This window comes from Paraburkholderia ginsengiterrae (assembly GCF_001645125.1).
In the GTDB taxonomy this organism is placed as follows: Bacteria; Pseudomonadota; Gammaproteobacteria; order Burkholderiales; family Burkholderiaceae; genus Paraburkholderia; species Paraburkholderia ginsengiterrae.
In genome coordinates, this window is sequence record NZ_LXKA01000033.1 from 107,779 (window position 1) to 132,849 (window position 25,071).

At 62.3% G+C, this 25,071-nt stretch carries 23 protein-coding genes; 10 read left to right on the plus strand and 13 right to left on the minus strand.

What is annotated here, in order from left to right; genetic code table 11:
- Window positions 1–3: 3 nt before the first annotated feature.
- From rbsK to deoC, 4 genes are all read right to left on the minus strand, one after another.
- The gene (rbsK, locus tag A6V37_RS02575) at window positions 4–942 is read right to left on the minus strand and encodes a ribokinase (protein ID WP_064265861.1); all 939 of its coding nucleotides are present in this window, start codon (window positions 940–942) and stop codon (window positions 4–6) included.
- The gene (locus tag A6V37_RS02580) at window positions 939–1,418 is read right to left on the minus strand and encodes an RbsD/FucU family protein (protein ID WP_064265860.1); all 480 of its coding nucleotides are present in this window, start codon (window positions 1,416–1,418) and stop codon (window positions 939–941) included. Before A6V37_RS02580 ends, rbsK begins: the two co-directional genes overlap by 4 nt.
- Window positions 1,419–1,481: 63 nt before the next feature.
- Complete coding sequence (locus tag A6V37_RS02585) at window positions 1,482–3,875, minus strand: aldehyde dehydrogenase family protein (protein WP_064265859.1); 2,394 nt, start codon at window positions 3,873–3,875, stop codon at window positions 1,482–1,484.
- Between the two features lie 22 nt (window positions 3,876–3,897).
- Entirely contained in the window at window positions 3,898–4,908 is a 1,011-nt protein-coding gene (gene deoC / locus A6V37_RS02590; protein WP_064265858.1) for a deoxyribose-phosphate aldolase, read from the minus strand.
- Window positions 4,909–5,177: 269 nt separating this feature from the next.
- On the opposite strand from deoC, the gene A6V37_RS02595 reads away from it, so the two are divergent.
- Window positions 5,178–6,719, plus strand: a complete 1,542-nt coding sequence (locus A6V37_RS02595; protein ID WP_064265857.1) for an FGGY-family carbohydrate kinase — start codon at window positions 5,178–5,180, stop codon at window positions 6,717–6,719.
- A gap of 20 nt (window positions 6,720–6,739) precedes the next feature.
- Window positions 6,740–7,399, plus strand: a complete 660-nt coding sequence (locus A6V37_RS02600) for a LysR substrate-binding domain-containing protein (protein ID WP_064265856.1) — start codon at window positions 6,740–6,742, stop codon at window positions 7,397–7,399.
- Window positions 7,400–7,459: 60 nt separating this feature from the next.
- On the opposite strand, the gene A6V37_RS38580 is transcribed toward A6V37_RS02600, so the two are convergent.
- From A6V37_RS38580 to gltA, 5 genes are all read right to left on the minus strand, one after another.
- Window positions 7,460–7,606: a DUF2934 domain-containing protein gene (locus A6V37_RS38580; protein WP_064506451.1), complete on the minus strand. Its 147-nt coding sequence runs from the start codon at window positions 7,604–7,606 to the stop codon at window positions 7,460–7,462.
- Between the two features lie 39 nt (window positions 7,607–7,645).
- Complete coding sequence (locus A6V37_RS02605; protein WP_064265955.1) at window positions 7,646–8,008, minus strand: superinfection immunity protein; 363 nt, start codon at window positions 8,006–8,008, stop codon at window positions 7,646–7,648.
- A 56-nt stretch (window positions 8,009–8,064) separates the two neighbouring features.
- Complete coding sequence (locus A6V37_RS38680) at window positions 8,065–8,340, minus strand: hypothetical protein (RefSeq protein ID WP_075643395.1); 276 nt, start codon at window positions 8,338–8,340, stop codon at window positions 8,065–8,067.
- Window positions 8,341–8,578: 238 nt separating this feature from the next.
- The gene (locus A6V37_RS02610; protein WP_064285755.1) at window positions 8,579–10,858 is read right to left on the minus strand and encodes an amylo-alpha-1,6-glucosidase; all 2,280 of its coding nucleotides are present in this window, start codon (window positions 10,856–10,858) and stop codon (window positions 8,579–8,581) included.
- Window positions 10,859–11,081: 223 nt separating this feature from the next.
- A complete protein-coding gene (gene gltA / locus A6V37_RS02615) occupies window positions 11,082–12,380 on the minus strand; it encodes a citrate synthase (protein WP_064265854.1) in 1,299 nt (432 codons plus the stop codon).
- 441 nt (window positions 12,381–12,821) lie between these two features.
- Between gltA and A6V37_RS02620 the strand changes: the two genes are divergently transcribed.
- The gene (locus A6V37_RS02620) at window positions 12,822–13,256 is read left to right on the plus strand and encodes a hypothetical protein (RefSeq protein ID WP_064285756.1); all 435 of its coding nucleotides are present in this window, start codon (window positions 12,822–12,824) and stop codon (window positions 13,254–13,256) included.
- 49 nt (window positions 13,257–13,305) lie between these two features.
- On the opposite strand, the gene A6V37_RS02625 is transcribed toward A6V37_RS02620, so the two are convergent.
- From A6V37_RS02625 to A6V37_RS02635, 3 genes are all read right to left on the minus strand, one after another.
- A complete protein-coding gene (locus tag A6V37_RS02625) occupies window positions 13,306–14,094 on the minus strand; it encodes an alpha/beta fold hydrolase (protein WP_064265852.1) in 789 nt (262 codons plus the stop codon).
- A gap of 299 nt (window positions 14,095–14,393) precedes the next feature.
- Complete coding sequence (gene mreB, locus A6V37_RS02630) at window positions 14,394–15,446, minus strand: rod shape-determining protein (RefSeq protein WP_064265851.1); 1,053 nt, start codon at window positions 15,444–15,446, stop codon at window positions 14,394–14,396.
- A gap of 191 nt (window positions 15,447–15,637) precedes the next feature.
- Window positions 15,638–16,297: an alpha/beta hydrolase gene (locus A6V37_RS02635; RefSeq protein ID WP_064265954.1), complete on the minus strand. Its 660-nt coding sequence runs from the start codon at window positions 16,295–16,297 to the stop codon at window positions 15,638–15,640.
- Between the two features lie 350 nt (window positions 16,298–16,647).
- Between A6V37_RS02635 and A6V37_RS02640 the strand changes: the two genes are divergently transcribed.
- Window positions 16,648–18,171 carry a DHA2 family efflux MFS transporter permease subunit gene (locus A6V37_RS02640; RefSeq protein WP_075643396.1) on the plus strand — a complete coding sequence of 508 codons (1,524 nt, stop codon included), beginning with the start codon at window positions 16,648–16,650 and terminating at the stop codon, window positions 18,169–18,171.
- Window positions 18,172–18,290: 119 nt separating this feature from the next.
- On the opposite strand, the gene A6V37_RS02645 is transcribed toward A6V37_RS02640, so the two are convergent.
- The gene (locus A6V37_RS02645) at window positions 18,291–19,040 is read right to left on the minus strand and encodes an AraC family transcriptional regulator (RefSeq protein WP_064285764.1); all 750 of its coding nucleotides are present in this window, start codon (window positions 19,038–19,040) and stop codon (window positions 18,291–18,293) included.
- 159 nt (window positions 19,041–19,199) lie between these two features.
- Between A6V37_RS02645 and A6V37_RS02650 the strand changes: the two genes are divergently transcribed.
- The 6 genes from A6V37_RS02650 (at window position 19,200) to A6V37_RS02665 (ending at window position 24,836) form a co-directional block, all read left to right on the plus strand.
- Window positions 19,200–20,114 (plus strand): glutaminase, encoded by a 915-nt coding sequence (locus A6V37_RS02650; protein ID WP_064265849.1) that lies wholly within the window; start codon window positions 19,200–19,202, stop codon window positions 20,112–20,114.
- A gap of 290 nt (window positions 20,115–20,404) precedes the next feature.
- Window positions 20,405–20,707: a DUF4148 domain-containing protein gene (locus A6V37_RS38685; RefSeq protein ID WP_075643397.1), complete on the plus strand. Its 303-nt coding sequence runs from the start codon at window positions 20,405–20,407 to the stop codon at window positions 20,705–20,707.
- Between the two features lie 532 nt (window positions 20,708–21,239).
- Window positions 21,240–22,037: a DUF2971 domain-containing protein gene (locus tag A6V37_RS38690; RefSeq protein WP_082902592.1), complete on the plus strand. Its 798-nt coding sequence runs from the start codon at window positions 21,240–21,242 to the stop codon at window positions 22,035–22,037.
- A 407-nt stretch (window positions 22,038–22,444) separates the two neighbouring features.
- On the plus strand, window positions 22,445–22,822 hold the full coding sequence (locus A6V37_RS41190; RefSeq protein WP_064265848.1) for a DUF2306 domain-containing protein: 378 nt from the start codon (window positions 22,445–22,447) through the stop codon (window positions 22,820–22,822).
- Window positions 22,819–23,949 carry a sensor histidine kinase gene (locus A6V37_RS02660; protein WP_165614402.1) on the plus strand — a complete coding sequence of 377 codons (1,131 nt, stop codon included), beginning with the start codon at window positions 22,819–22,821 and terminating at the stop codon, window positions 23,947–23,949. The genes A6V37_RS41190 and A6V37_RS02660 overlap by 4 nt, the downstream gene beginning before the upstream one ends.
- Window positions 23,946–24,836 carry a LytR/AlgR family response regulator transcription factor gene (locus A6V37_RS02665; RefSeq protein WP_082902589.1) on the plus strand — a complete coding sequence of 297 codons (891 nt, stop codon included), beginning with the start codon at window positions 23,946–23,948 and terminating at the stop codon, window positions 24,834–24,836. The genes A6V37_RS02660 and A6V37_RS02665 overlap by 4 nt, the downstream gene beginning before the upstream one ends.
- Window positions 24,837–25,071: the final 235 nt, after the last annotated feature.

Here is a 25,071-nt window from a genome sequence, read left to right on the forward strand (position 1 = left end):
CGCTCATGATTGAGCCGCGAGCGCAGCGTGCGCGCCTAGTACCGCGTTGATTTCGTCGAGCGTCGGCATCGACGGCGCGGTGCCCGCCCGAGTGACCGACAGGCTCGCCAGCGCGCAGCCGAAGCGCACCGCGTCGAGCGGAGAATCGCCGCGCGACAGTGCCGCGGCGAGGCCGCCAGCAAAGCCGTCGCCTGCGCCGGCGGTTTCCACCACACGGCCGCAATCGAATGCGGGCACGTGCTCCGAAAGCTCGCGCGTGTGCAGTAACGCACCCGCTTCGCCGAGCGTCACGATCACCGCGCGCACGCCCTTCGACAGCAGGATGTCGGCCGCACGACGGGCATCGTCGAGCGTTTCGATCGGCACGCCCGTGAGCGCCGTCGCTTCGGTTTCGTTCGGCGTGATGTAGTCGCACAGCGGGAACATGTCGTCATCGAACGGCACGGCCGGCGCGGGGTTGAACACGGTCGTCACGCCATGGCGGCGCGCGAGCTCGAGACCGCGCTTCGCCGCCGGGACCGGCTGCTCCAGTTGCGTGACGAACACCTTCGCCTTTGCTATGTCGGCCTCGATCGCCTCGACGTCGGCGGGGCCGAGCGTGCCGGCCGCGCCGGCCGCGACGATGATCGCATTGCTGCCTGTGACGTCATCGACGTAGATATGGGCTGCGCCCGTTGCCATGTCGTCGACCACTGTCGCGCGCGACGTGATGCCTTCGGCGGCCCACGTCGATTGCGCGATCTCACCGAATGCGTCGCCGCCGATGCGCGTGCAGAACACGACGTCCGCGCCGGCTCGCGCGGCAGCGACTGCCTGGTTCGATCCCTTGCCGCCCGGGCCCATCGCGAACGAGGTGCCGGCAATCGTTTCGCCAAGCGCCGGCATCCGGCTCGCGCGGAAGCTGAGATCGGTCACATAGATGCCGAGAATGACGACGCTCATCGTGAACCCTCCGCGGCGTTGGGCGCATCGGGAGCGAGGTCGACACCCTTCTTGAAGATGAAGCAGCCATAGCCGCGCGCTTCGCCCGTGGCAATCACGCAGTACGCCTTTTTTGCCCGCTCGTAGAACGCGAAGCGCTCGATCGACGCGAACGGCATCGAACGTCCTTCCGCATGATCGACTTCGCGCTGCGCTTCACGCTGCACGGCAGGCAAGGCATCGGCATCGTCGACCACTTCCATGCGTTCTGCCGGATGATCGACGAACGAGTCGAGCGGCAGGACCGACAGCACCGCGCGAATGGCGCGCGGTGCGTTGGCGCCGTCAAGCCGCAGCACTTTGCCCAGCACGGTTTGCCGGGCGACGGAATCCGCGGGGAAGTTCGCGTCGCAGACGACCACTTCGTCGCCGTGACCCATCGCGCAGAGTGCGTACAGCACATCGGGGTTGAGCAACGGATCGATATTCTTCAGCATGTGTCTCCTCCATCTTGCGGGCGCCTGTTACAGGTCTGAGCCCACGGCTGTCATTGCCGGCGATCAGTCGCCGTACGGAATCCAGATGTTCTTGACCTGCACCGCCTGCCGCAGGAACGGCAAACCTTCTGCTGACGCAGCGTGCCAGTCGAACGCGCGCCCGTGATCGACGAACGTGCGCTTCAGATTGCCGACCGATTCACGCTCGACAAGCGTCGAGAATTCTGCGCCGCCGAAACTCCACAGCGCGTCCACGTCGTCGTGCTGGGCAAGTACCTTTGCAAGCGTCGCGTGTTCGCCGGTGACGATGTTCAACGCACCCGCCGGCACATCCGACGTCTCGACCACCTGATAGAAATCCGTCGCCATCAACGGGCAGCGTTCGCTCGGCACGGCGACTACCCGATTGCCCATCGCAAGCGCCGGTGCGATCAGCGACACGAAACCCAGCAACGGCGCTTCGTCCGGGCTGATCACGCCAAGCACGCCAAGCGGCTCGTTCATGGCGAGTGCGACGCCGCGCAACGGCGGCGAATGGACTGCGCCGTCGAACTTGTCGGCCCACGCGGCATACGTGAAGAGCCGCGTGATCGATGCCTCGACTTCGCGTTCGGCTTCGGCCTCGTTCGATCCTGCACGAATCACGAGTTGCCGTCTGAATTCGTCCGCGCGCGCCGACAGGTTTTCCGCCAGGTAGTAGAGTACCTGAGCACGGCTATGCGTGCTGGCCTGCGACCACTTCACCGCACTACGCGCCGCTGCGACCGCATTGCGAACGTCCTTGCGGCTACCGTCCGCCACCTCGCCGACGATAACCCCGGACGGCGCACGCACGACGCGCGAGCCGCCGTTGTCCGGCCGCATCTGCTTGCCGCCGATGAACAGCTTTGCGGTCCGATCCATCGTGCTGAGATAGACATCGGCTTGCGCGACGGGTCTCACCTCGTCGCGTTCGTCCGCGTGGAGCGGCAGTTTGGTCCACGCCTGCGGCTTTAGATACTCGTAGATCCCCTCACGGCCGCCTTCCCGCCCAAAGCCCGACTCGCGATAGCCACCGAAGCCGACACCCGCATCGAACAGGTTGGTCGCGTTGATCCACACGACACCGCATTCAAGGCGCGGCGCGATATCGAGCGCGCGGCCGATCGTTTCGCTCCACACGCTCGCAGCCAGTCCGTAACGTGAATGGTTCGCGAGCGCGACCGCTTCGTCGGGCGTGCGAAAGCTCATCGCGACCAGCACCGGTCCGAATATTTCCTCCTGCGCAAGCGTCGAGGCGGGCGCAACGCGGGTGACCAGCGTCGGTGGGAAAAACACGCCGTTCTCAGGCATCCGCAGATGTGCGGGCTGGTAGATCTCACACCCTTCACGCTCGCCTTGCGCGACAAGCAATTCGATGCGCTCCCGTTGCACCTCGTCGACAATCGCGCCCATGTCGATGCTCTTGTCGAGCGAGTGACCGACGCGCAGCGTCTCCATCCGGCGCTTCAGTTTTTCGATGAAGCGCGCTTCAACACCCTCCTGCACCAGCAACCGCGAACCCGCGCAGCAGACTTGCCCCTGGTTGAACCAGATCGCGTCGACCACGCCTTCGACCGCGCCATCCAGATCGGCATCGTCGAAGACGATGAACGGCGACTTGCCGCCAAGTTCGAGCGTGAGCGACTTGCCCGAGCCCGCAGTCGCGACACGGATCTGCCGGCCGACACTGGTCGATCCGGTGAACGCGATCTTCGCGACCTGAGGATGGTCGACCAGCTTTGCGCCGGTGCGGCCGTCTCCTGTGACGACATTCAACACGCCCGCTGGCAGACCCGCGCGATGCGCGAGTTCTGCGAACAGCAACGCCGTCAGCGGCGTAAATTCAGCGGGCTTCAGCACCACGCAATTGCCGGTGGCCAGTGCCGGCGCGATCTTCCATGCCAGCATCAGCAGCGGGAAATTCCACGGCACGATCTGCCCGATGACGCCAAGCGGTGTCCAGCCCGACAGTTCGCTTTCCTGAAGCTGTGCCCAGCCGGCGTGATGCAGGAAATGTCGTGCGACAAGGGGAATGTCTATGTCGCGCGTCTCGCGGATCGGCTTGCCGTTGTCGAGCGATTCGAGCACGGCGAAGAGCCGGCTATGCCGCTGCACCATTCGTGCGAGCGCATAGAGATGCCGCGCGCGGCCCGCGCCGCCCAATGCCTGCCACGCGGGCAGCGCCTTGTGAGCGGCAGCGACTGCCGCGTTCACATCGGCCTCGTCGCCTTGCGCGATATTTGCGAGCACACGGCCCGTCGCAGGCTCGCGGGATTCGAATGTCGCAGCACCGTCGCCGGACGCCGGCACGCGGAAAGCGCCATCGATAAAGTGGCCAAAGCCGTTCGCATGCTCAGCAAGCCAGGCGCGCGCGGCCTTGTCGTCTTCCGGGGCAGGTCCGTATTCCATCGAAGAAAAATATTCAGCTACGCTCATGTGGGGTCTTCGTTGTGCGAGGTCACGCGACCGGGTGACGATGAAATGCGGAATAGCGGCCGCTCACGTGATGCTCGAGTTGTCGCTCGATATCGGCCAGCAGGCTCGATGCGCCGATACGGAACAGGTCCGGTTCGAGCCATTGCCGTCCAAGTTCTTCTTTCATCAGGATCTGGTATTCGAGCACCGACTTCGCAGTCGACACGCCGCCCGCCGGTTTGAAACCGATTTCGATGCCGGTGCGCTCGAAGTACTCGCGGATCATCCGGACCATCGCGAGCGACACGGCAAGCGTCGCGTTGACGCCTTCCTTGCCGGTGGACGTCTTGATGAAATCTGCGCCCGCCATCATGCAGACCATCGACGCCTTCGCGACGTTCGACAGCGTGGAGATGTCGCCAGTGGCGAGAATCGCCTTCACGTGGGCATCGCCACACGCCCCACGAAAATCGCGCATCTCGTCGTACAGCGCCTGCCAGTTGCCGGTGAGCACGTGCTCACGGGTCACCACGATATCGATTTCGGCGGCACCATCGGCCACCGACGCTTCGATCTCTTTGAGTTTCAGCGGATGCGGGATCAACCCGGCAGGAAATCCGGTGGACACGGCCGCGACCGGAATGCCGCTGCCCGCCAGCGCCGCGACCGCCGTGCTCACGAAGCGGTGATATACGCAGACCGCCCCCGTAGTGATGGACTGTGCCTGCATCCCAAGCGCTTCGAGCAGATCGTCACGCACCGGGCGGCGGGCTTTTGCACACAGACGCTCGACGCGGCCAGCCGTGTCGTCCCCAGCGAGCGTGGTCAGGTCGATGCACGTGATGGCCTTGAGCAGCCACGCGGCCTGCGCGTCCTTTTTGACCGACCGGCGCGTGCCGAGCGTCGCGACGCGCTGCTCGACCGCCGACCGGTTCACGCGCAGCGAGTCGATCCACGACAGGTCGAACTGAACACCGGGATTGCGGACACGGGCGTGCGACGCGTGCGCGCGACCCGGCCAGGCGACCACGGAACTGGATGCTTCATCGAACATAGGTAGGCTCGTTGTTGTGCGACGCACAACACTTATTGATAACTTGATATCAGATTAGAACACGAATGTTACGATCGTGACATAGGGAAAACCTGCATTTCGCGGCAGAGTGGCTAGCATATGGTGCGGCAGCCGGCTGACTCGATGTTAGTATGTTCACATAGTGAAGTTGAATGGATGTGCCGTCAGTGGGACGGCCAATCCTCTGGCCGACGCACAAGGCGCAGCTTCGCTGATTGGAGCGGAGCAGGTCTAATCGTGGAGACTCCATGGACTACGTGATTGGTGTCGACATTGGCACACAGAGCACGAAAGCGTTACTCGTCGACCGCAACGGCGTGATTGTCGCAAGGCATTCGGCCGGCTATCAGCTCGATACGCCGAAGCCGTTCTGGGCTGAACAATGGCCTTCGGTCTGGTTCGATGCGGTACTCGAGTGCATCGCGCGCTGCGTCGACGCGGCGCGCGAGCGGAACATCGCGACGTCGGCGATTCGCGCGGTCTGCGTGAGCAGTCTGTACGGCGGCTCAGGCATTCCGGTCGACAAAGACATTCGACCGCTGCATCCTTGCCTGATCTGGATGGACCGCCGTGCGACCGCGCAAGTCGACTGGGTGCGCGAGCACGTCGATCTCGGCCGGCTTCTCGCGATCACCGGCAATGGCGTCGACAGCTACTACGGCTTCACGAAGATGCTGTGGCTGCGCGACCATCGGTCCGACGTATGGGCGAACACGCGCTACTTCCTCCCGCCAAACGCGTACGTGATCTACCTGCTGACCGGAGAAATTGCCGTCGATCACAGCTCGGCAGGCAATATTGGCGGCGTCTACGACGTCGAGCGGCGCGACTGGTCCGGCACGACACTCGACATGCTTGGCATTCCGGCGACGATGATGCCCGAGCGGCTCGTCGAATCAACGGACATTGTCGGGGGCTTGTTGTCGCAATGGACTGTGCGCCTCGGCCTGCCGCCGGGCACGCCGATTATCGCCGGCGGCGTCGATGCCGCCGTCGCGACGTTTGCCGCCGGGGCCACCCGTGCAGGCCAGCACGTAGCGATGATCGGCACCAGCATGTGCTGGGGTTACATCAATCAGCAAGTCGACGCACGGCATGGTCTCGTCAGCATGCCCCACGTTTTCAACGGGCGGCGCGACATGTACGTGTTCGGTGGCGCGATCACGGCAGGTGCGTCAGTCACATGGTATCGCGAGCAGTTCTGTCACGCGGAGACCGTAGCAGCGCAAACCTTGCCACACGGCGATCCGCACGTGCTACTGGAGGAGGCGGCCGCGCGCGTGCCTGCCGGCGCAGACGGCGTGACGTTCCTGCCCTACCTGATGGGCGAGCGCAGCCCGATATGGGACCCGAAGGCGAGTGGCGCATTCGTCGGGCTCAATCTCGTCCACACGCGCGCGCATCTATATCGAGCGGTGCTGGAAGGCGTCGCATTCGCGCTGAAGCACAACATCGAGGCAGGTCGTCAAGGCGCACAGTCGCTCGATGACAGGCTGATTGTCGTCGGCGGTGCGGCACATTCGGATCTATGGATGCAGATCATCGCCGACGTCACCGGCTATCCGGTCTTCACGATCGAACAGGAAGTGGAGGCTGCTATGGGCGCGGCATTATTGGCTGCGGTCGGAGCAGGACTCGTCTCGCACGCAGTCGCGCAAGGCGGATGGTCTACTCTCGTCGAGCGCGCGCGGCCCAATGCGCATCATCTCGCAAAGTATGCCGAACGTTTCAAAGTCTACGTGGACCTCTACCCGGCGCTCAAACCATTCATGCACAGATTGCAGGTCTAGTCACGAAGGCTGAATTCGATTTGAGCGAGAAGCGAGTGTTGGTAACGGGCCCATCGAGCGGGATCGGGCGTGCATGTGTCGAAGCGCTGGCTCGCGGCGGCGCCTATGTCGCCGCGGCTGCCCGCGACGTCGGCATGCTCGATACGTTGGCTAACTTGATTGACAACCGAATCGACATCGCACTCCATATCGGTCATCTACCGGATAGCTCGCTCATTTCGACACCAGTCGATACGGTATGTCGCGTGCTTTGCGGAAGTCCCACCTACTTGGCCGGCGCCGGCAGGCCCAAGAAGCCAGCGGATCTCGAAGACCACGTCTGCGTGAACTTCGAAGCTCTCGCATCAGGGGCAACGTGGTCTTTCGCCTCCACTCGCGGCCAGCGGCCGGACATCCAGACTGGTGTCCGCCGCCTCTCAGTTAATACCGCTGAAGCCGCGATTGATGCTGCTATCGCAGGCGTCGGTGTAACGCACGTTCTGTCCTACCAGGCAGCCCACGCCGTCGAAGAAGGCTCGCTTACACGTGTCCTCAGGGATTTCGAGCCTGAACCAATGCCCGTCACCCTCGTACACGTTGGACAAAAGATGCAACCACTCAAGATCCGAAGAATCATCGAGTTCTGTGTCCCGAGACTGCGAAGGGTGGGTCAGGATTCCGTGCAAATCAACACCGTTTAAGCACCCCCTGCCCGCCGCCGCTTTCTCGCCGCTGACTTCTCGTACTGCTGCCATCAACGCTTATGCCGCGACGGTGGTATCGGCTACACCTAGCTGGCGCAAGGCTTTCTCCAGATAATCCTGAGCGCGTCCATCGGGACTTCCATCTTGCTCCCACAGATAAAACGCGAGCGTTTGAACTTGTTCTTCAGTAACGGGCATATTCATTTTCAATCTCCAGAATTCAATCTTGGTCCGTCAGGACAATTAAGCTTTGTGATGGTGGCGGGTGCTCGCCGCAATACGCGCGACGATGGGCACCAGGTGAGGGTTCAACACGGGGATTGCATTGGCGCGACCTTCCACTCGGGCAACGAGTGCGTCAATGGTCACCTTTGCAACCGCGCGTTGGGCCCGCCTCGCAAAATGCGTCAACCGGCGACGCTCTCCGACCGGATGCTGTGCCCACAACAACGCAGCAAACCAGCCGATCACCGTCCATCCGAGCAGGATATTGACGATGGTCACCGCAAAGGCGTCTTTGCGGTCTCTGGCGTCGGCAATCATCGAGGGCACAAGATACAGGATCAGCGCACCCACTCCCGCAGCAACTTCAATAATCTTCAACATGTTCGTCATTCCTTTGCAGTTACGATCATCAACGCACTGCCGCCTTAGTTGCCGCCTTAGTGACCGGCGTACAAACGACCAACGGCTCCTGCAACTTGCGGGCTGCCGGACTCCGACGAAGAAGCAACCACGCCACCGTACGAATCATTCACGGAACCAACCGCATTGCTGCGTTCGGCCGCAACGGTTTGCGCGCTTTGTCCTCGCTGCGACGCAGGCGCGCCTACTGAAGGCCGATAAGAAGGTGCCGGGCCGTAGCCGCTGGCAAATGCAGGTGCCGCGATAGAAGTGGCCGCTGCAAGGAGCAATGCCGCAATCAGTTTGTTTTTCATGATTCAATCTCCGACACATTTGCAGGAGCGTCGCGAATTGAGTAAGGCACGCGCCGCCGACAAGAACCAGTTTAGGCGCGACCTATCTTTTTTCTATGCCGATAGCGTGAAATCACTATTGCTGCAAGCCAAACAATTCCCTGCGCCCTGCCTCCCGCAAAAAAAAGGACCATCCAGATGGACAGTCCTTTTTTCGTGCCGCTAAAGATTGCGCGTTACCGGCGCTTGAAACCCCGAGTCAGAGCAGCGCAACCACCCGCACATCCCCTTGTTCAGCTGAGGCAACCACCTTCTCGCCAATCCGGCGGAACGTGATCGACACCGACGAATCCCCCACCCGCAGATCGCCGACTTCGAGCCAGTCGATGCCTTCGGGCAGCATCGGCTGCTCGATCAGCACTTCGCGCCGCTCGGCGTCGATCGTGATGCCCAGACATGCTTCGAGCATCATGAACGGCGAGCCCGCCGCCCAGGCCTGCGGCAGACAGGCGACCGGGTAGGCGGTAGGCGGCTCGCCGCGCCGCCGCGGAAAACCGCAGAACAGTTCCGGCAAACGCATGTCGAAATTGACCGCCGCCTGGAACAGCGCCTGCAGAAGGCGCACGGCCGACGCCTTGCCGCCGTAGCGCGACAGGCCGCGCGCGCACAGCGCGTTGTCGTGCGGCCAGACCGAGCCGTTGTGATACGCCATGGGGTTGAAGCGCGACTGGCTCGCGGCCAGCGTGCGCACACCCCAGCCGGTGTGGAACAGCGCGGAGTCGAGTGCGCGCACCACCGCTTCGCCACGTTCGCGCGAAGGCAATCCGAAGGCCAGCAAGTGGCCCGCATTCGAGGCCATCACACGGCACAGCTCACCATGGCCGTCGAGCGCGATGCCATAGAAACCCGCTTCGTCCATCCAGTACTTTTCTTCGACGCACTGCTTGATGTGCTTCGAGCGCTCGCTGTATTTCTTGGCCGCGTCGTGCAGGCCGCGCAGTTTGGCGAAGCGGGCCATGGTGTCGAAAGCGGCGCTCGCGTAAGCCTGCACTTCGACAAGCGCGATCGGACCGTCGGGGAAATGACCGTCGGCATGAAACACCGAATCGTGGCTGTCCTTCCAGCCCTGATTGGCAAGACCGCCCGCCGATTCGCGCTGGTAATCGAGCAGGCCGTAACGGTTCTTGTCGCACACGCCGGCCACCCACTGCGCCGCGCGCTCGAGCGCCGGCCACAGTTCGTCGATCAGCGCGAGGTCGCCCGTGCGCGCCGCGTAGGCGCCGGCCAGCACGATGAACAACGGCGTGGTATCGACGCCGCCGTAGTACAGCGCGAACGGCACTTCCGCGGTGGCGGCCATTTCGCCCTTGCGCATCTCGTGCATGATCTTGCCCGGCGCGGCGTCGCGAAACGGCATGCTCTCGCGCGCCTGATGTTCGGCAAGAAAGCGCAGCACGCCCGCCGCGAGTTGCGGCTGCAGCCACAGCGTCTGCAGCGACGTGATGACCGCGTCGCGGCCAAACGGGGTCGAGAACCACGGAATGCCCGCGTAGGGATACGGGCCGGTCGCGAGGTCGGTGGTCAGCAGGCCGAGGTCGGCGAGCGACCGGTCGATCCACGCATTGAAGAGCGGATTGCTCGAACGCACGCGCGCGGTGACGCGACGGCGCTCGCGCATCACGAGGTGAGCGTCGACGAGCGCGGCGCGCACGGCCGCGCGGCCAACCCGAGGGCGCTCCGCGTCGATTTGCGACAGGTGGGACTCGCTCAAAGCGTGCATGGGCTGGGAAACGCCAGCACGGGGCTTGTCCGTCTGCGGGACCACCTGCACGGCCACCGACAGATAGATCGACACGCACGCTTGCGCCGGCAGGTTGACGGAGTAGTCGGCGCGGTCGGCAAAGAGTTTGTCCGGTTCCGGCGAGAAGGCAATGCGCACATTGCGCGCCACGTCGTCGAGGCCGATATAGCCGAGCAGCACTTCGCCATGCTCGACGCGCGCCGGTTCAATTCGGCCCTGCTTGTCGCGTTTCAGGCCGCGCACTTCGAACATGTCGCGGAAGTCGCTGGCAAAGGAGATGGACAGCGGCACGACGGCGTCGCTCGTGCCGTAGTTGGTGAGTTCGATGGCTTCGTTGAGCACCGTGCCCGACAGCACGCGCACGCGCTCGACGTGAATCACGCCTTCGGGGGTGCTGTTGCCGCCTAGCGGCGGCAACGGGCGGTTGGTCAGATGCGCGGTGAACGAAGTGTTGTCGCTGCTGACGCTGCCCGACAGCAGCGACGGCGCGCGCCCGCCGAAGGTCAGGCGCAGTTGCGAGAGAACGCGGGTGTCGTTGACGAACAGGCCGTCGTCGTGGCCGGTGATATCGCCAAGGGGATCGTTGACGATAAACGTGTCGCCAGACTTCAGCACATGCTGGGTGGCGCTCGCAACGTTGAGATTTTCCGTCGGGATGAATACGCCGTCCGGCTCGGGTTCGCGGTGATCGATTCCGCCCGAGTGGGACAGGCCGCCGAGGGCTTCTGGCTGCTGCATCAGGGTCGCTCCTATGGGTTCGCGTGTGCGTACAGTATCTCTTCCGGCCGCCGCGGGGGCACTGCCCGGCCGCTTCCGATTGTAGAGGGTCTGTGCGCGTCAGACGAACTTATCACAGGAGAGTTTCGGTTTTTTACCGTGGCACAGGACGTGCAGAGACGGGGGCGCGGCGCCCCTCGTGGGAGCGCCGCGCGGGCGTGAGGCGGGTGGCAGCCTCGACGCTTTAACGTTGGGCCAGGGGTTTGGCTTCGCGTTGCGTTGCACCCACGAACAGCTGACGCGGGCGGCCGATCTTCTGTTCCGGATCGGCGATCATTTCGTTCCACTGTGCAATCCAGCCCACCGTACGCGCCATCGCGAAGATGCACGTGAACATCGAGGTCGGGATGCCCAGCGCGCGCTGCACGATGCCCGAATAGAAGTCGACGTTCGGGTACAGCTTGCGCGACACGAAGTACTCGTCTTCCAGCGCGATCTTTTCCAGTGCCATGGCCAGCTTGAACAGCGGGTCGTCGTGCAGGCCCAGTTCTTCCAGCACTTCGTGGCAGGTTTCGCGCATCAGCTTCGCACGCGGATCGTAGTTCTTGTAGACGCGGTGACCGAAGCCCATCAGCTTCACGCCGGAGTTCTTGTCCTTCACCTTGGCAATGAACTCGGGGATGTTGTCGACCGAGCCGATTTCTTCCAGCATATTCAGCGCGGCTTCGTTCGCACCGCCGTGCGCCGGGCCCCACAGACACGCGATACCGGCTGCGATACACGCGAACGGATTCGCGCCCGACGAACCGGCCAGACGCACGGTCGAGGTCGACGCATTCTGCTCGTGGTCCGCATGCAGGATCAGGATACGGTCGAGCGCGCGCACCAGCACGTCGTTGACTTCGTACTCTTCCGCCGGATTGGCGAACATCATGCGCATGAAGTTCGCGCTGTACGAGAGGTCGTTCTTCGGATAAACGAACGGCTGGCCCACGGTGTATTTGTAGGCCATCGCGACCAGCGTCGGCAGCTTCGCGATCATGCGGATCGCGGAGATGTCACGGTGCTGTTCGTTCGTGATGTCGAGCGAGTCGTGATAGAACGCCGATAGCGCGCCGACCGCGGCGACCAGAATCGCCATCGGGTGTGCGTCGCGACGGAAACCGCGGAAGAAGAAGTGCATCTGATCGTGCACCATCGTGTGATTCGTGACGTGCTTCACGAACTCTTCTTTTTGCTGCGCGTTCGGCAGCTCACCCTTGAGCAGCAGGTAGCAGGTTTCGAGGAAGTCGGCGTTCTGCGCCAGATTGTCGATCGGATAACCGCGGTACAGCAGCTCGCCCTTGTCGCCGTCGATATAAGTGATTTCGGAGTTGCACGCCGCCGTCGACATGAAACCCGGGTCATACGTGAACTTGCCGGTCTGGCTGTATAGCTTGCGAATGTCGATCACGTCCGGGCCGAGCGAGCCCTGGTAAATCGGCAAGTCAATAGTCTGGACGCTGTCGGAGAAGCTCAGCGTTGCGTGTGTCTTCGAATTCATCACCACATTCCTTTTACTTTCACGTCGCACACATGCCGGCATGCTCGATCGTCATAACGTGATATGGCTCGTTGGCATGCTCAGGCTCCGCTTCGCATTCTACGGTCCGCACACCCGTGGATTGTGATAGGTACCAGCAACAATCCATCTCGGCAGACGCAACATTCATTTGCCTGAACGTGCCCAAATGTGCCGGCCGTTGACCTGAAACGCGCGTAAACAGGCCACGTGGAAAGACGCCGCAGGCGAGCGGTCAATGACAGCAAAATGAAAGTTGAATCGTCTGGAGCAACAATGTTTTGCGGCAGCCAGGCTGCGCCGGCATGAAGGCATCTGCGATACTGGCTTCGTGTTTTGCTTCCCCTGCGAACACATGCTGTTTTTGGCCCGCCATGCTACGGCGGGCCTTTTTTAATCAGCCAGAAGAACAGGATGGACCCAATGAATGCCTCTCTCGAAACGCTGTTTCCGGATCATGTCCACACCGAGGACAACAACGTCACCGCGCTGAATCACCAGGACATCGTGGTTGCGTTGTCCGCGGCGCTCAAGACGCAAGACGTGGCGGTGTTGCATATGCTCTACCCGCGTACCGACGCGCGCACTCACCGCAGCCTCGATACGCTGGTGAACGTGCTGCACGGTCACGGGCTGCATGAAGTCGCGGATCTGATCGCCGCAGAGGCGCACTACCTGCTGTTCAAGGATCCCGCGAAGGCGTGGAAAACCTTCCACGAAATTCGCAACGACTCGCTCGCGATCGGCGTGCACCTGTATTACCACGGCCTCGTCGGCGAAGCGGCCGAGCGCGCGCTCGATAAAGACGCGCACCGCAAGGCCCGAGATCCTGAGTTGGATCTCGTGGCGCGTTCATGACGCGCTCATGCTGTATTCACGGCGCGCTGATGGTGCGCTGATGCTGCGTTCATGACGCGCTCATGGCGCGAATAAACTCGTCGACATAGCGATTGAACGCCGACGGATGCGCGAGGTTCATTCCGTGCGACGCGCCGCGCACCGTTTCGCGGCGCGCTTCCGGCAACCACGTTTGCAGCGCGGCCGCGGTACGGCGGAACATGTCGGGGCTCTTCTCGCCGTCGATCAGCAGAACCGGGCAGCGCACCTCGGCGGCTTCCTCGGGCTCATACGCGGGCAGCGGATCGCGGAACTGCCGCGCGAGCGTGTGCGCGTTGTCGGTCGCCATCTGGCGAAAGCCCGGCGTGCTCATGGCCCAGAAGCCGGGCCGGCTGACCGAATCCACGAACAGTTGCAAACCCGCTTCCACTTCACCACTTTCGATCAGTTGCGCCGCCTTCGCGCGCAGTGCGTTGACCGTCTCCGGTAAACGCGCAGCCGGGCGGCCCGCGATTTGCAAGGGGCCGCCCGGATCGGCGAGCGTCAACGTGCGCACGTGCTGGAGATGGCGCCGCGCGAAATGAAACGCCACGCAACCGCCGCGTGAATGTCCCACCACATGCGCCGGCCCCGCGCCGAAGCGCTCGATGAATTCCGCCACTTCGTCCGCATGCTGGCTCCAGCTGAACGGCAGGCCGGGCCCGGTATCGGTCACCGGCCAGTAGTGCGTGAGACTCACCGCGACACAACGGTAATGTTTCGACAGTCCCGCGAGTTGCGGTTGCCAATAGCGGTAGTCGCACAACGACCCATGCACGAACAGCAGCAGTTCACCCTCACCGGCTTCCACGTAAGGCATGCGCAAACCGCTTTGCAGTTCGATGAAAGAGAAAGACGACGGCGGAGGCGAAGCGGAAACAGATTGATTCACGAGTGGTTCGCGGACAGTGCGGCGACGCCCGAATACTGCGGCGCGCACGAGAAACGATAGGGGAAAAGAAGCGCTTACACATCCCTGCAATTGGGACGTGAAGGCGTATTGTCACACGGCCGGCCAATGCGCGTGGCAGGCCGGCTTCGCGCCACGGTTGCCGCCCGGACTGATGGATTGCCGCCGGACGGCGCTTGCAACGGCAACGCAGAGCGTGCCGTGCCGGATCATTCGTAGGCGCTTTCGCCGAGCAAGCCAGCGGCGGCTGCCGCGCCGGCGCCTCGCACCGCGCAGGTCAGCGGTTCGTCCGCGACGCGGACCTCGAGGCCGATCTCGTTGCTCAACCGGCGGCTCAGGTTGCCGAGCAGCGCACCGCCGCCCGTCAGCACGATGCCGTGATTGGCGATGTCCGTCACCAGTTCGGCCGGCGCCTCTTCGAGCCCGCGCTTCACGGCGCCGATCACCTGGCGCAGCGGCCCTTCGATTGCATCGGCAATGTCGTGGTTGCTCAACTGGACCGTGCGCGGCAGGCCGTCGTCGACGCTGCGCCCGGTCGCGTTGATGTGTTCGAACGGCACGTCGCGCATGGCCGAGCCGATGGTCTTTTTGACGTGTTCAGCGGTCTGCTCGCCGAGCAGCACGCCGTACAGATTGCGCACGTAGCTCACGATCGCCGAATCGAAACTGTCACCGCCTACGCGCACAGAGCCGCTGTACGCCATGCCGCCCAGCGCGATCACACCGACTTCAGTCGTGCCGCCGCCAATATCGACGACCATCGAACCGGTCGGCTCCGAGACCGGCAAACCCGCGCCGACCGCCGACGCCAGCGATTCGCCGATCAGGCTCACTTTCCACGCGCCGGCCGCCACGGCCGCTTCCTTGATCGCGCGGCGCTCGACCTGGGTCGCGCCGGCCGGCACGCACAGGGTGAACGCAGCGCGGCGGCTGAACAGCGGCTGCGGACGCGCCATGCCGATGAATTGCCGGATCATGTGCTCGGCGGCGGAGAAATTGGCGATCACGCCGTGGCGCATCGGCCGCACGGCCTCAAGGTTGCCCGGTGTGCGGCCCAGCAGCTGACGCGCCTCGGTGCCGACTGCCGCAACGCGTTTCGGCCGGTCCGAGGTGTCTTTCTGGAAGCACACGACCGACGGCTGATTCAGCACGATGCCGCCGTTGTCGGTGTAAATGAGGGTATTGGCCGTGCCGAGGTCCACCGCCACGGCATGACGGAACAAGCGATCGAAAAGCGGGTAATGCGGCGTCGGTCTGGCCATAAGAAGGCTCTGATGTGTCGTTATCTGCCCTTGCCAGGCAGTCTGGAAAATGCGCCCCCGGTCACCCGAGCCGCTCGGCACGCCCTTGAGGACGTTACGCGCTCCGCGCGGCGGGGGTGATTTTCATGCTTATGACCAGATAACGGCAAGCAGATCGGAACCTTTAGAGCCAGTTTTCAATGAGGGCCGTGTCAGCCGCGCGACAGCGCGCCCAGCGCACGTTCCAGCGCCTCGTGGCCGAGCGCGACACCGTCGGCGTTGATGGTGTGGCCGACGCCCGGCAAGGCATAGGCGTCGACGCTGTAGCCGGCCTCGCTGAAGGCGTCCGCGGCGGCTTCGAGCTCCCGCACCGGAATCACCTCGTCGTCTTCACCGTGAATCAGCGTGAGCGGTGTGCCGTTGTGCGCGACGATGGCCGAGGCGAGCCGCCCCGAATACGCGACCACACCGGCCGCGCCTTCCGCGCTGGCCGCCACATGATGCATCGCCATGATCGAACCTTGCGAAAACCCGACTAACGCAAGTCGCTCGAAAGGCAATTGCCAATGCGCCAGTTCCGCCTCGAGCATGCGCCGCATCGCCGGATAGGCCGCGGCAACGCGCGCCTCGCGATTGCTCACGTCGACGTCGCGCAGGCTGAACCACTGACGCCCGCCAAAGCCGCCATCGAAAGCGTCGGTGCCCTCGAGCGAGGTGAACGCCACATCCGGCAGGCTTTGGCTCCAGATATCCGCGAGCGGCATCAGATCACGCGCATTGCTGCCGACGCCGTGCATCAGCACCACGAGCCCCGTGGCCGGCGCGCTCACCGGCGCGCGCCGCCAGCCATGTTCGAATTGCTCCCAGGCCATATCCTTTTCCTTCTGGTTATTGATTTGCGGTTCGAATATCCGTATGCGCAAGGCAGCGCGGTGCACATGTCGCAGCGCGTCGTGCCGCCCCATACGGTCTTAGCCGGGAGCATACGCTGCCGGATGCGTTTTCGCCCCAGCCCTTGCATGCGCCGACGACGCCAAATCGCGATTGCAGGTATTCTTTTGTGAGCATTCAGCGGACTTTGCGGCCCCACGCCTCGCGCGGGCAGCGAGTCGCTCTCGACGCGGACCGTCCGCGGCCTACCGATCCTGAGAACCGTTTTAGCCAGCCCGCTTCTGCGCCCCCTTCCGCGCCCGCTTCCGCGCCGCCCCCTCCACCGCCCCCGTTGCAGGGCGGCCGCCTCGTTCTGGCTACCATCGCCGTTGCGCTAGCGACGTTCATGAACGTGCTCGACACGTCGATCGCGAACGTTGCGATCCCAACCATTTCCGGCAACCTGGGCGTTTCGGTCGACGAAGGCACATGGGTCATCACCGTGTTCGCCGCGGCCAATGCCGTGTCGATTCCGCTCACCGGCTGGCTCACGCAGCGCATCGGCCAGGTGAAGCTCTTCGTCAGCGCGATTCTGATGTTCGTGCTGGCTTCGTGGCTGTGCGGCGTGGCGCCGACGCTGCCCATCCTGCTGCTCGCGCGGATCTTTCAGGGCGCCGTGGCCGGCCCGCTGATTCCGCTGTCGCAAGCCATTCTGCTCGGTTCGTATCCAAAAGAGAAATCGTCCACCGCACTCTCGTTGTGGGCCATGACTGCAACCGTCGGCCCGATTGCGGGCCCTGCCCTCGGCGGCTGGATCACGGACAGTTACAGCTGGTCGTGGATCTTCTACATCAACATTCCGGTCGGGATATTTGCGGCTGGTGTGACATGGATGATCTACCGCACCCGTGAATCGCCGACCCGCAAGCCGCCCATCGACGTGGTCGGGCTGGGCCTCCTGATCGCGTGGGTCGCCTCGCTGCAGATCATGCTCGACAAGGGCAAGGATCTCGACTGGTTCAACTCGCCGGTGATCGTGGTGCTCGGCATCACCGCGCTGATCAGTTTTGCGTTTTTCCTCGTGTGGGAGTTGACCGAGGAGCATCCGATCGTCGATTTGAGGCTCTTCCAGCAGCGCAATTTTCTCGGCGGCACGATTGCGATTTCGGTTGCGTATGGCGTGTTCTTCGGCAACCTCGTGCTGTTGCCGCAATGGATGCAGGAATATCTGAACTACCGCTCCGTGGATGCCGGCCTCGTGACCGCACCGCTCGGCGTGTTCGCGGTGCTGCTCGCGCCGGTGATGGGCCGCGTGCTGCCGCGCTCGGACGCGCGCGTGATTGCCACGCTGGCGTTTTTCGGCTTCGCCGGCGTGTTTTATATGCGCTCGAAATACGTCATTGAAATCGACACCTGGCATCTGGTGCTGCCTACCCTGCTGCAAGGTATTCCAATGGCCTTGTTCTTCGTGCCGCTGACCGCGATCATTCTGTCCGGCCAGCCGCCGAGCAAGATTCCGGCCGCAGCGGGTCTGTCGAATTTCGTGCGCGTGTTTTGCGGCGCGGTCGGCACGTCGATCGCGGGCAACGAGTGGAACAACCGTATCGCGCTGCATCACGAACGGCTCACCGAGCAGGCCACCATCAATAACCCGGTGTTCAACCAGCAGATCGATTCAACGCAGACGCTGTTGAATCTGAATCAGCAATCGGCGCATGCGCTGTTCGATTTCACCGTGAATACGCAAGCCGCGATGATGGGGCTGAACGACATCTTTTTCGTGTCGGCCGTCATCTTCATTCTGATCGTTCCGCTGATCTGGATTACGCGGCCGGGCAAAGGCGGCGGCGGATCGGACGCGGCGGGCGCGCACTGATCGCGCGGCATGGCATTCGGCTGGCGTTGACTTGATGCGCCTGGCAGCGGTGTCCGCGATCGCACGACAACCGCGGTGAGCGTAATGCTGACAGCGGTGGTGACAGCGGCGGCGTTATGTCAGCGGAAATACCGCGCGGGCGTATCGCCGAACGCGTCGCGGAACACGGCGATGAACGACGACACGTCGTTATAGCCGACGTCGAGCGCCACCTGCGTGACGCTCGCGCCGCCGCCCAGGTGCTCCAGCGCCACCAGCAAACGCAATTGCTGGCGCCACTGGCCGAAGGTCTGCCCGGTTTCCTTGACGAACAGTCGCGCCGCCGTGCGGCCCGTCACGCCGGCCGCCGCGGCGAGGTCATCGAGTATCCCTGAGTCGGCCGGATTGGCGCTCAACGCATCGGCAATTCGCTGGGCGCGCGGATCGCGTGGCCAGTTCAATCCCAGCGGCGCGGCCGGCAAGCCCGGCAGCCGGTCCAGCAGCACTTGCACGAGGCGCGTGGCCGGTTCGTCGAACGGCTGGTCGAGCGGCAGATCCGCTGCGGCCATCAGCAGGGCTTCCACCAGCCGGTCGGGCACGACGGCGCCGCCCTGCGGCGGAAGCGGCGCGGCGTCCCCGTCGGCAAACAACGAAAAGAAGCGCACCGGCGCGACGGCCGCCAGACGATGCAGCACACCGGCGAGCAGCCAGACCGCGTGCCCCGACGGCACGACCCAACGCTCAGTCTCACTGCGGACGACCAGCACGCCCGTCTGCACGTGAATCAGGCGCGCACGGCGATACGCGCGCCACGGCTCGTCCAGCGTCTCATAGCCCTCGCCAGTCACGAAGACCGGTTGCCCGACGCCGTCTGGATCGAAATCTTCCATGATGGTGTCTGTTTTGCCCGGTTGTTGACAGAAAGGCAGCAAGATTAGCATAGGATGCTCAACTTGCCCGCGAAGGCGGCATGCAGTTGGTGCGGCCGGCGGTGCGAACCATTTGCCTCAACTTGCCAGTAGAATCGCGGCGTCAACGGTCCGAGCCCAATGAACTACGCATCCATCCTCGAACAGATCCACGGCGATCTGCAGCCTTATCTGGGTACCGGCAAGGTCGCCGACTACATTCCCGAACTGGCAAGAGTCCCGGCCAACAGCTTTGGCATGGCCATCGTCACGCCTGCTGGCGAGGTCTTTCGCACCGGCCAGGCCGATACCCGCTTTTCGATCCAGAGTATTTCCAAGCTATTTGCCTGCACCATGGCTTTCCGGCTGCTCGGCGATGAACTATGGCAGCGCGTCGGCCGCGAGCCGTCGGGCACGCCGTTCAATTCACTGGTGCAACTCGAAGCGGAGCAAGGCAAGCCGCGCAATCCGTTTATCAACGCCGGAGCGCTCGTCGTCACCGATGTGCTGTGCCGCCGCTTCGTGCAGGCGGAGACCGCGTTGGTGGAATTTATGCGGCGGCTAACCGGCGACGCGACTATCAACTACGATTTGCGCGTCGCGCAGTCGGAGTTGCAACACGCGGATCGCAACCAGGCGATGGCGCATTTCATCGCGAGCTTCGGCAATATGGAAATGCCTGTGCACTCGGTAGTGGATGCGTATTGCCGGCAGTGCGCAATTTCAATGAGCTGCGTGGAACTGGCGAAAGCGGCCCTATTTCTGAGTAATGGCGGCGTCGTGCCCTCGACTGGCGAGCGCATCCTCGACAGCAGTTCGACCAAGCGTCTGTCGGCCCTGATGCTGACCTGCGGCACCTATGACGCCGCGGGCGACTTCGTCTACCGGGTCGGCTTGCCGGCGAAAAGCGGCGTCGGGGGCGGCATTGTCGCGGTGCTGCCCGGCGAGATGGCGGTTTGCGTCTGGTCGCCCGGCCTCGACTCGAACGGCAACTCACTTGCTGGCGCAAAGGCGCTCGAAATGCTGACCACACTTACCGGGCAGTCGATTTTTTAAGCGAGGATGATAAAGGCCATCGGTTGACATAGACCGGGCACAAACGTGACCGATGGCAAATTTTTCCTCCGGAAGAAGGCGACCCTTCTCGGACGCTCGACAACCGGTGGGAGTATTTCTCGTTTTGGAAGTACGATGGTCATTCGAGGCGCTGGCGCCTGACTTTCTTCTCGTTTTTCTATGCGCCTTCTTCCGGTGACTGGACTAAGGCAAAATAAATGCGGACGTCGCGCGCGACCGGCGGCATCGCACCGCTCGCGTTGCGCCAATCAGACGCGTGGAGACGTGCAATGGAAACCCCCACGAGATACTGCTCGGCGCTTGCTGCGTTGGCGTTCCTGCTGACTGGATATGCCGCCGCCGGCGTGCCACAAAGCGAGCCACATCTGAGCCCAACGGAGTGCCGTGACCTTGCCGCGCTTAAAAGCAACGCGCCTCCGACGAAGTCGCAACACCGAAGCGAGCTTTCAGCCCTGAGGAAAGCGGGCTACAACCCGTCACCTTGGCACAACGACCCACACTACCCAGCAAATCTGCATGCGGCGCAGCGCCTGGTCGACCAATGGTTCGAAACGGACTGCAAGCCCTACTGAAATCGCCCAGGTGACCCCACCAGATCGGCATTGGCGGCCTTTTCGTACCTCGCGACGGCACATTCGAAAGACCGTTTGTGGCCGATACTGTTGAAAAAGTCGCCGACGGTCTTTCTCGCTTGGTTTTCAGGGGTTTTCTTACCCTTGACCGATGTGCGCCAGCGGTTTGTAGACCGATCTGAGGGGTTGATTTTCTCGCGGGGGAACTGAAAAAATCAGGCAGCGACTTTTTCAACAGAATCGACCCATTCGAGTCGCCAATTCAGCATTGGCATTGATCCACTGTCTCGCCGACATGAGACGTTCGCATGCAGCGCTGTAATCGCAAGAACCGGTACGCTCTGTGCACCAGGATGGAGCGTACTGCCAGTCCGTCGGGCTTATTATCCGTAAGTCGTACGTTCAAATCCTACCCCCGCAACTTCGCCTTGATTGGAGCAGGATCACTTATGCCGACCATCTATCACTATTGCGACGCTAATGCCTTTCTTTCGATCGTTAAAAAAAATTGTGGCTGAGTAGCACCACAAAAATGAATGATGTCAAGGAGGGGGCAGTTGTTGAAACCGCTGTCAGATATCGCCTAAGCAGACCCATGGATAAACTCATTCCTGAGGAAATTGATCCTTATATTAAGGTTTTTAAAGATGAGATTTACGCGTGCTGCTTTTCTAGTGAAGGTGATTCCACTGTCCAGTGGATGAGTTACGCGGATTCTGGAAAAGGCTTCGCCATCGGATTCGATACCGAAAGATTTCCATCACGACACCCTGATAGCTCAAGCATTGATACGCTTGAATCGCACTTCAAAACCAACACAAAAAAGCTCCGCGAAACAAATAAAATAAAACTAGGCCCCGTGATATATTTTACAGATAAAAACAGATCTAAAATAATGCAGTTGATTTCCAATCAACTTAAAAAAATCGATGCGACCAAGGACGAAAGTGAGCTTCATTATTACACCATCGCCCAGACTACCGCATGGTTCGATTCGATTACCAAGGATGCCGGGTTTAGCCACGAAGTCGAATACAGATTGACCCATACTCCAGAAGGATTGACGCTAGCTCAAATGGTTGATACGTCGAATGACGAACCTTTGCGCGCTAGTGATCTTGATCCGTTGCATTGGCGTGCGTCGCGAAACGGGCTCGCTCCTTACTATGAATTTTGCTTTCCGCCTGATGCGATCAAAGAGATTTGGATCGGCCCTCGCAATCCAGATCATCCTAATGTTTCGGCTCAACATCTCGTAAAGCAATTTTGCGTGAGAAATGAAATTCCGCATGCTCATGTTCAGAATTCTAAATCGCCGTATCGAGGTTAGATCCGGCGATTTACCCGCTGTTCGCCTATCGGCGGAGGGGCGTTGTTTTGTCCGATGTCCGCATAGCCCTCTAACCGATGCCAAGCGGGTTGAATGGCCGAAACTTGTCGAATTTCAGCCATTTGTTGCTGTCGAAGGACCGTCGCTTCCTGGCCGGGCGCTGCCCAATGCATTTTGCACATCTCATTTGGGTAACGGATTCGCGCCACTTGGCCACACCAGCCCTTGACCTATCGCACGCGCACCCGAATACCCCGCGGGAGTTCCCCGACCGATCTTCGTCTCGCGCTGCAATAAGCACCACTCGCGACGCAATCCGCGGGGTTCGTCGCATGCTCCTCGAAAACAGTCCATGCGCCGCACAAACTGCAGCCATCGAGTCCGCTCGTCCTGCCTGGAGAGCCAGCATGCCTGCCATCATCGCCGCGCACATCGCCACTGCAACTCTTTCTGTCATACTCGGAACAGCCGTGCTTCTGGCCGAAAAGGGGACGCCGCGCCACAAGTGGCTCGGTCGACTCTGGGCAGTGACGATGTTCGCTACGGCGCTCAGTTCGTTCGACATTCGGGAACTGAACCCGGGACATTTTTCCTGGGTGCACGCACTGTCGTTGCTTACAATCGTCAGCGTCGGGCGGGCGATCTGGGCGATCCGGCAAGGCAACGTGCGTGGTCACCAGCTCGCGATGCGCGGGTCGTTCATCGGTCTCGCCATAGCCGGTATCGCCGCAGTGGCTACACCGCACCGCCTGCTGAATCTCATTGTGATGGGATGGATCGCATGATTCGTGGCAGTAACGCCAAACTCTTCGATGCGTCCGCCGGGTTACCCGTCCCGGCAAAACAACTGCTGGCCGAATATGCGCGCGAGGCCGTGCTCGTCGTCATCGGCAACGCATTGATTGCGGTGGGCTTGACCGCGGTCGGCATGGGGAAAGGCCTTGGCGAAAACCTCGTCTTCAGCGAGGCGATCGGACTGTCAATCATGCTGCTGCTCCACGTTGGCCGCTTTCGTCTTCAGCGGAAGAACGCACTCACCGCGCCAAGGCTTGCCGTCGTGATGGTTAGCGCAATCATCGCTGGCGCCGCGATCGGACGGGTGATCGCGAGCGCCCTGCTGGGCCTCGACATCGGCAAGACGTTCGCCCCCAAAGACCTCGCCACGACGGGCTGGATCGCGCTGGTCGCGACGCTGCTGGTGACCTGGTATGGCTGGTCGCGAGCCCGGATCGCCGGTCTGAGTGAACAGGTGGCCCGAACTGCATGGCTGCGGGAAGCTGACGAAAAAACCGCGTTGCGCGCTCGCTTGCAGGCATTGCAGGCGCAGATCGAACCACATTTTCTTTTCAACACGCTGGCGACCCTGGATAGCCTGATCGTGTCCGATCCACCGCGCGCACGCGAACTGCTCGGGAGCCTCAACCGCTTTTTGCGGGCAACGCTGGAAGCGTCGCGAGCCGAAAGCGAGACGCTCACGGATCAGTTTGCGGTGCTGGATTCGATGCTTGCCGTGCACGCAATACGCCTCGGCCCGAGACTCGCCTATGCGCTCGATCTCCCTGTCGATTGCGCGAACCTCGCGGTGCCGCCGATGCTGCTTCAGCCGCTCGTCGAAAACGCGCTGAAGCATGGTGTTCAGGTTACGGTGACAGGTGGGCGGATCGAGGTAAGAGCAAAGCGCGACAAACAGCACGTCGAGCTCATCGTCGCCGACACGGGGCCAGGCTTCGGTGCGACGTCAGCGACGCAGGGCACGGGCATCGGACTGGCGAACGTCCGGGACCGCCTTGCAGCACTCTATGGCGAGCGCGCTTCACTGACGCTCGTCGAGAACGTGCCGCAAGGTACCATCGCGAAAATCCTGCTTCCGGTGGACAATGCCCGTCATCCGCAAGAGGGTGCGAGGCCATGAAGATTCGCCGGCCCGGCCCAGCGGCACAGAACGATAGCGGCAAGACCTTTTCGCCGGAGGTGTCTCACGCGCCGACCGCGCTGATCGCCGAGGACGAACCGCTCATCGCAGCCGCGCTTCAGCGGGAGCTGATGGTGGCCTGGCCGGAGTTGCAGATTCTCGCGACGGTCGGTAACGGCCAGGTTGCCATCGAGCGCATCGTCGCCTTGCAGCCGGATGTCGCGTTCCTCGACATTTCAATGCCGGGCTCGACCGGTCTCGACGTTGCGCGCGCGTGCACGAATCTCGCGGCGCCGCCGCAGATCGTGTTCGTGACCGCCTACGATCAATACGCGTTGGACGCGTTCGATGCCGCCGCGATCGACTATCTTCTGAAGCCCGTCGATGCCACGCGGCTCGCGCGCACGATCGACAGGTTACGCGTTCAGCTTGCGCGCGCGCCAACGGATGCGATGCCGCGTGCCCAGATGCAGGCTCATCTGCAACGACTGCTCTACCAGCTGGAGCAGATCACGCGCAGCGCCCAGTTGGAAAATCGCGCGCAGGACAGCGGCCGCAGCGCGCCGCTACGCTATCTGCGCGCATCCAGCGGGAGCGACATCAGGATAGTGCCGGTGGAAGAGGTGTTGTACTTCGAGGCTGCAGACAAGTATGTCGTCGTCACGACGCGTACGGGAGAACTGCTGATCCGCACGAGCCTCAAGGAGTTGTGTTCGCAACTGGACCCGGCGCGCTTCTGGCAGGTGCACCGAAGCACCGTGGTGAACGTCGACCAGGTGGAGAGCGCATCCGTCAGCGCGCTAGGGAAAATGTCGCTGAAGCTGCGCGGCCACGACGGCGCGATCGCAGTGAGCAAACAATACGCACACATCTTCCGGCAGATGTGAAGCGGCACATGCGGAGCGAATTGCTTCGCCGCAGTTACGTCGGAAAGGTCGTAATTGCGATTAGGCCGACTATCGCAACAGCAGCGTTGTTTGCGCGCTCGCGTCCGCAGGTGCGCCGACCGTCTCGAATGGGCGAGCGGCGACGAATGACCGTTCCCGGGCAACACTCCTGCCGCTCACGCAGCTTCCAGTGTGTTGCATCCACCGGTTGAATCCGCCACCCTGAACGGACATT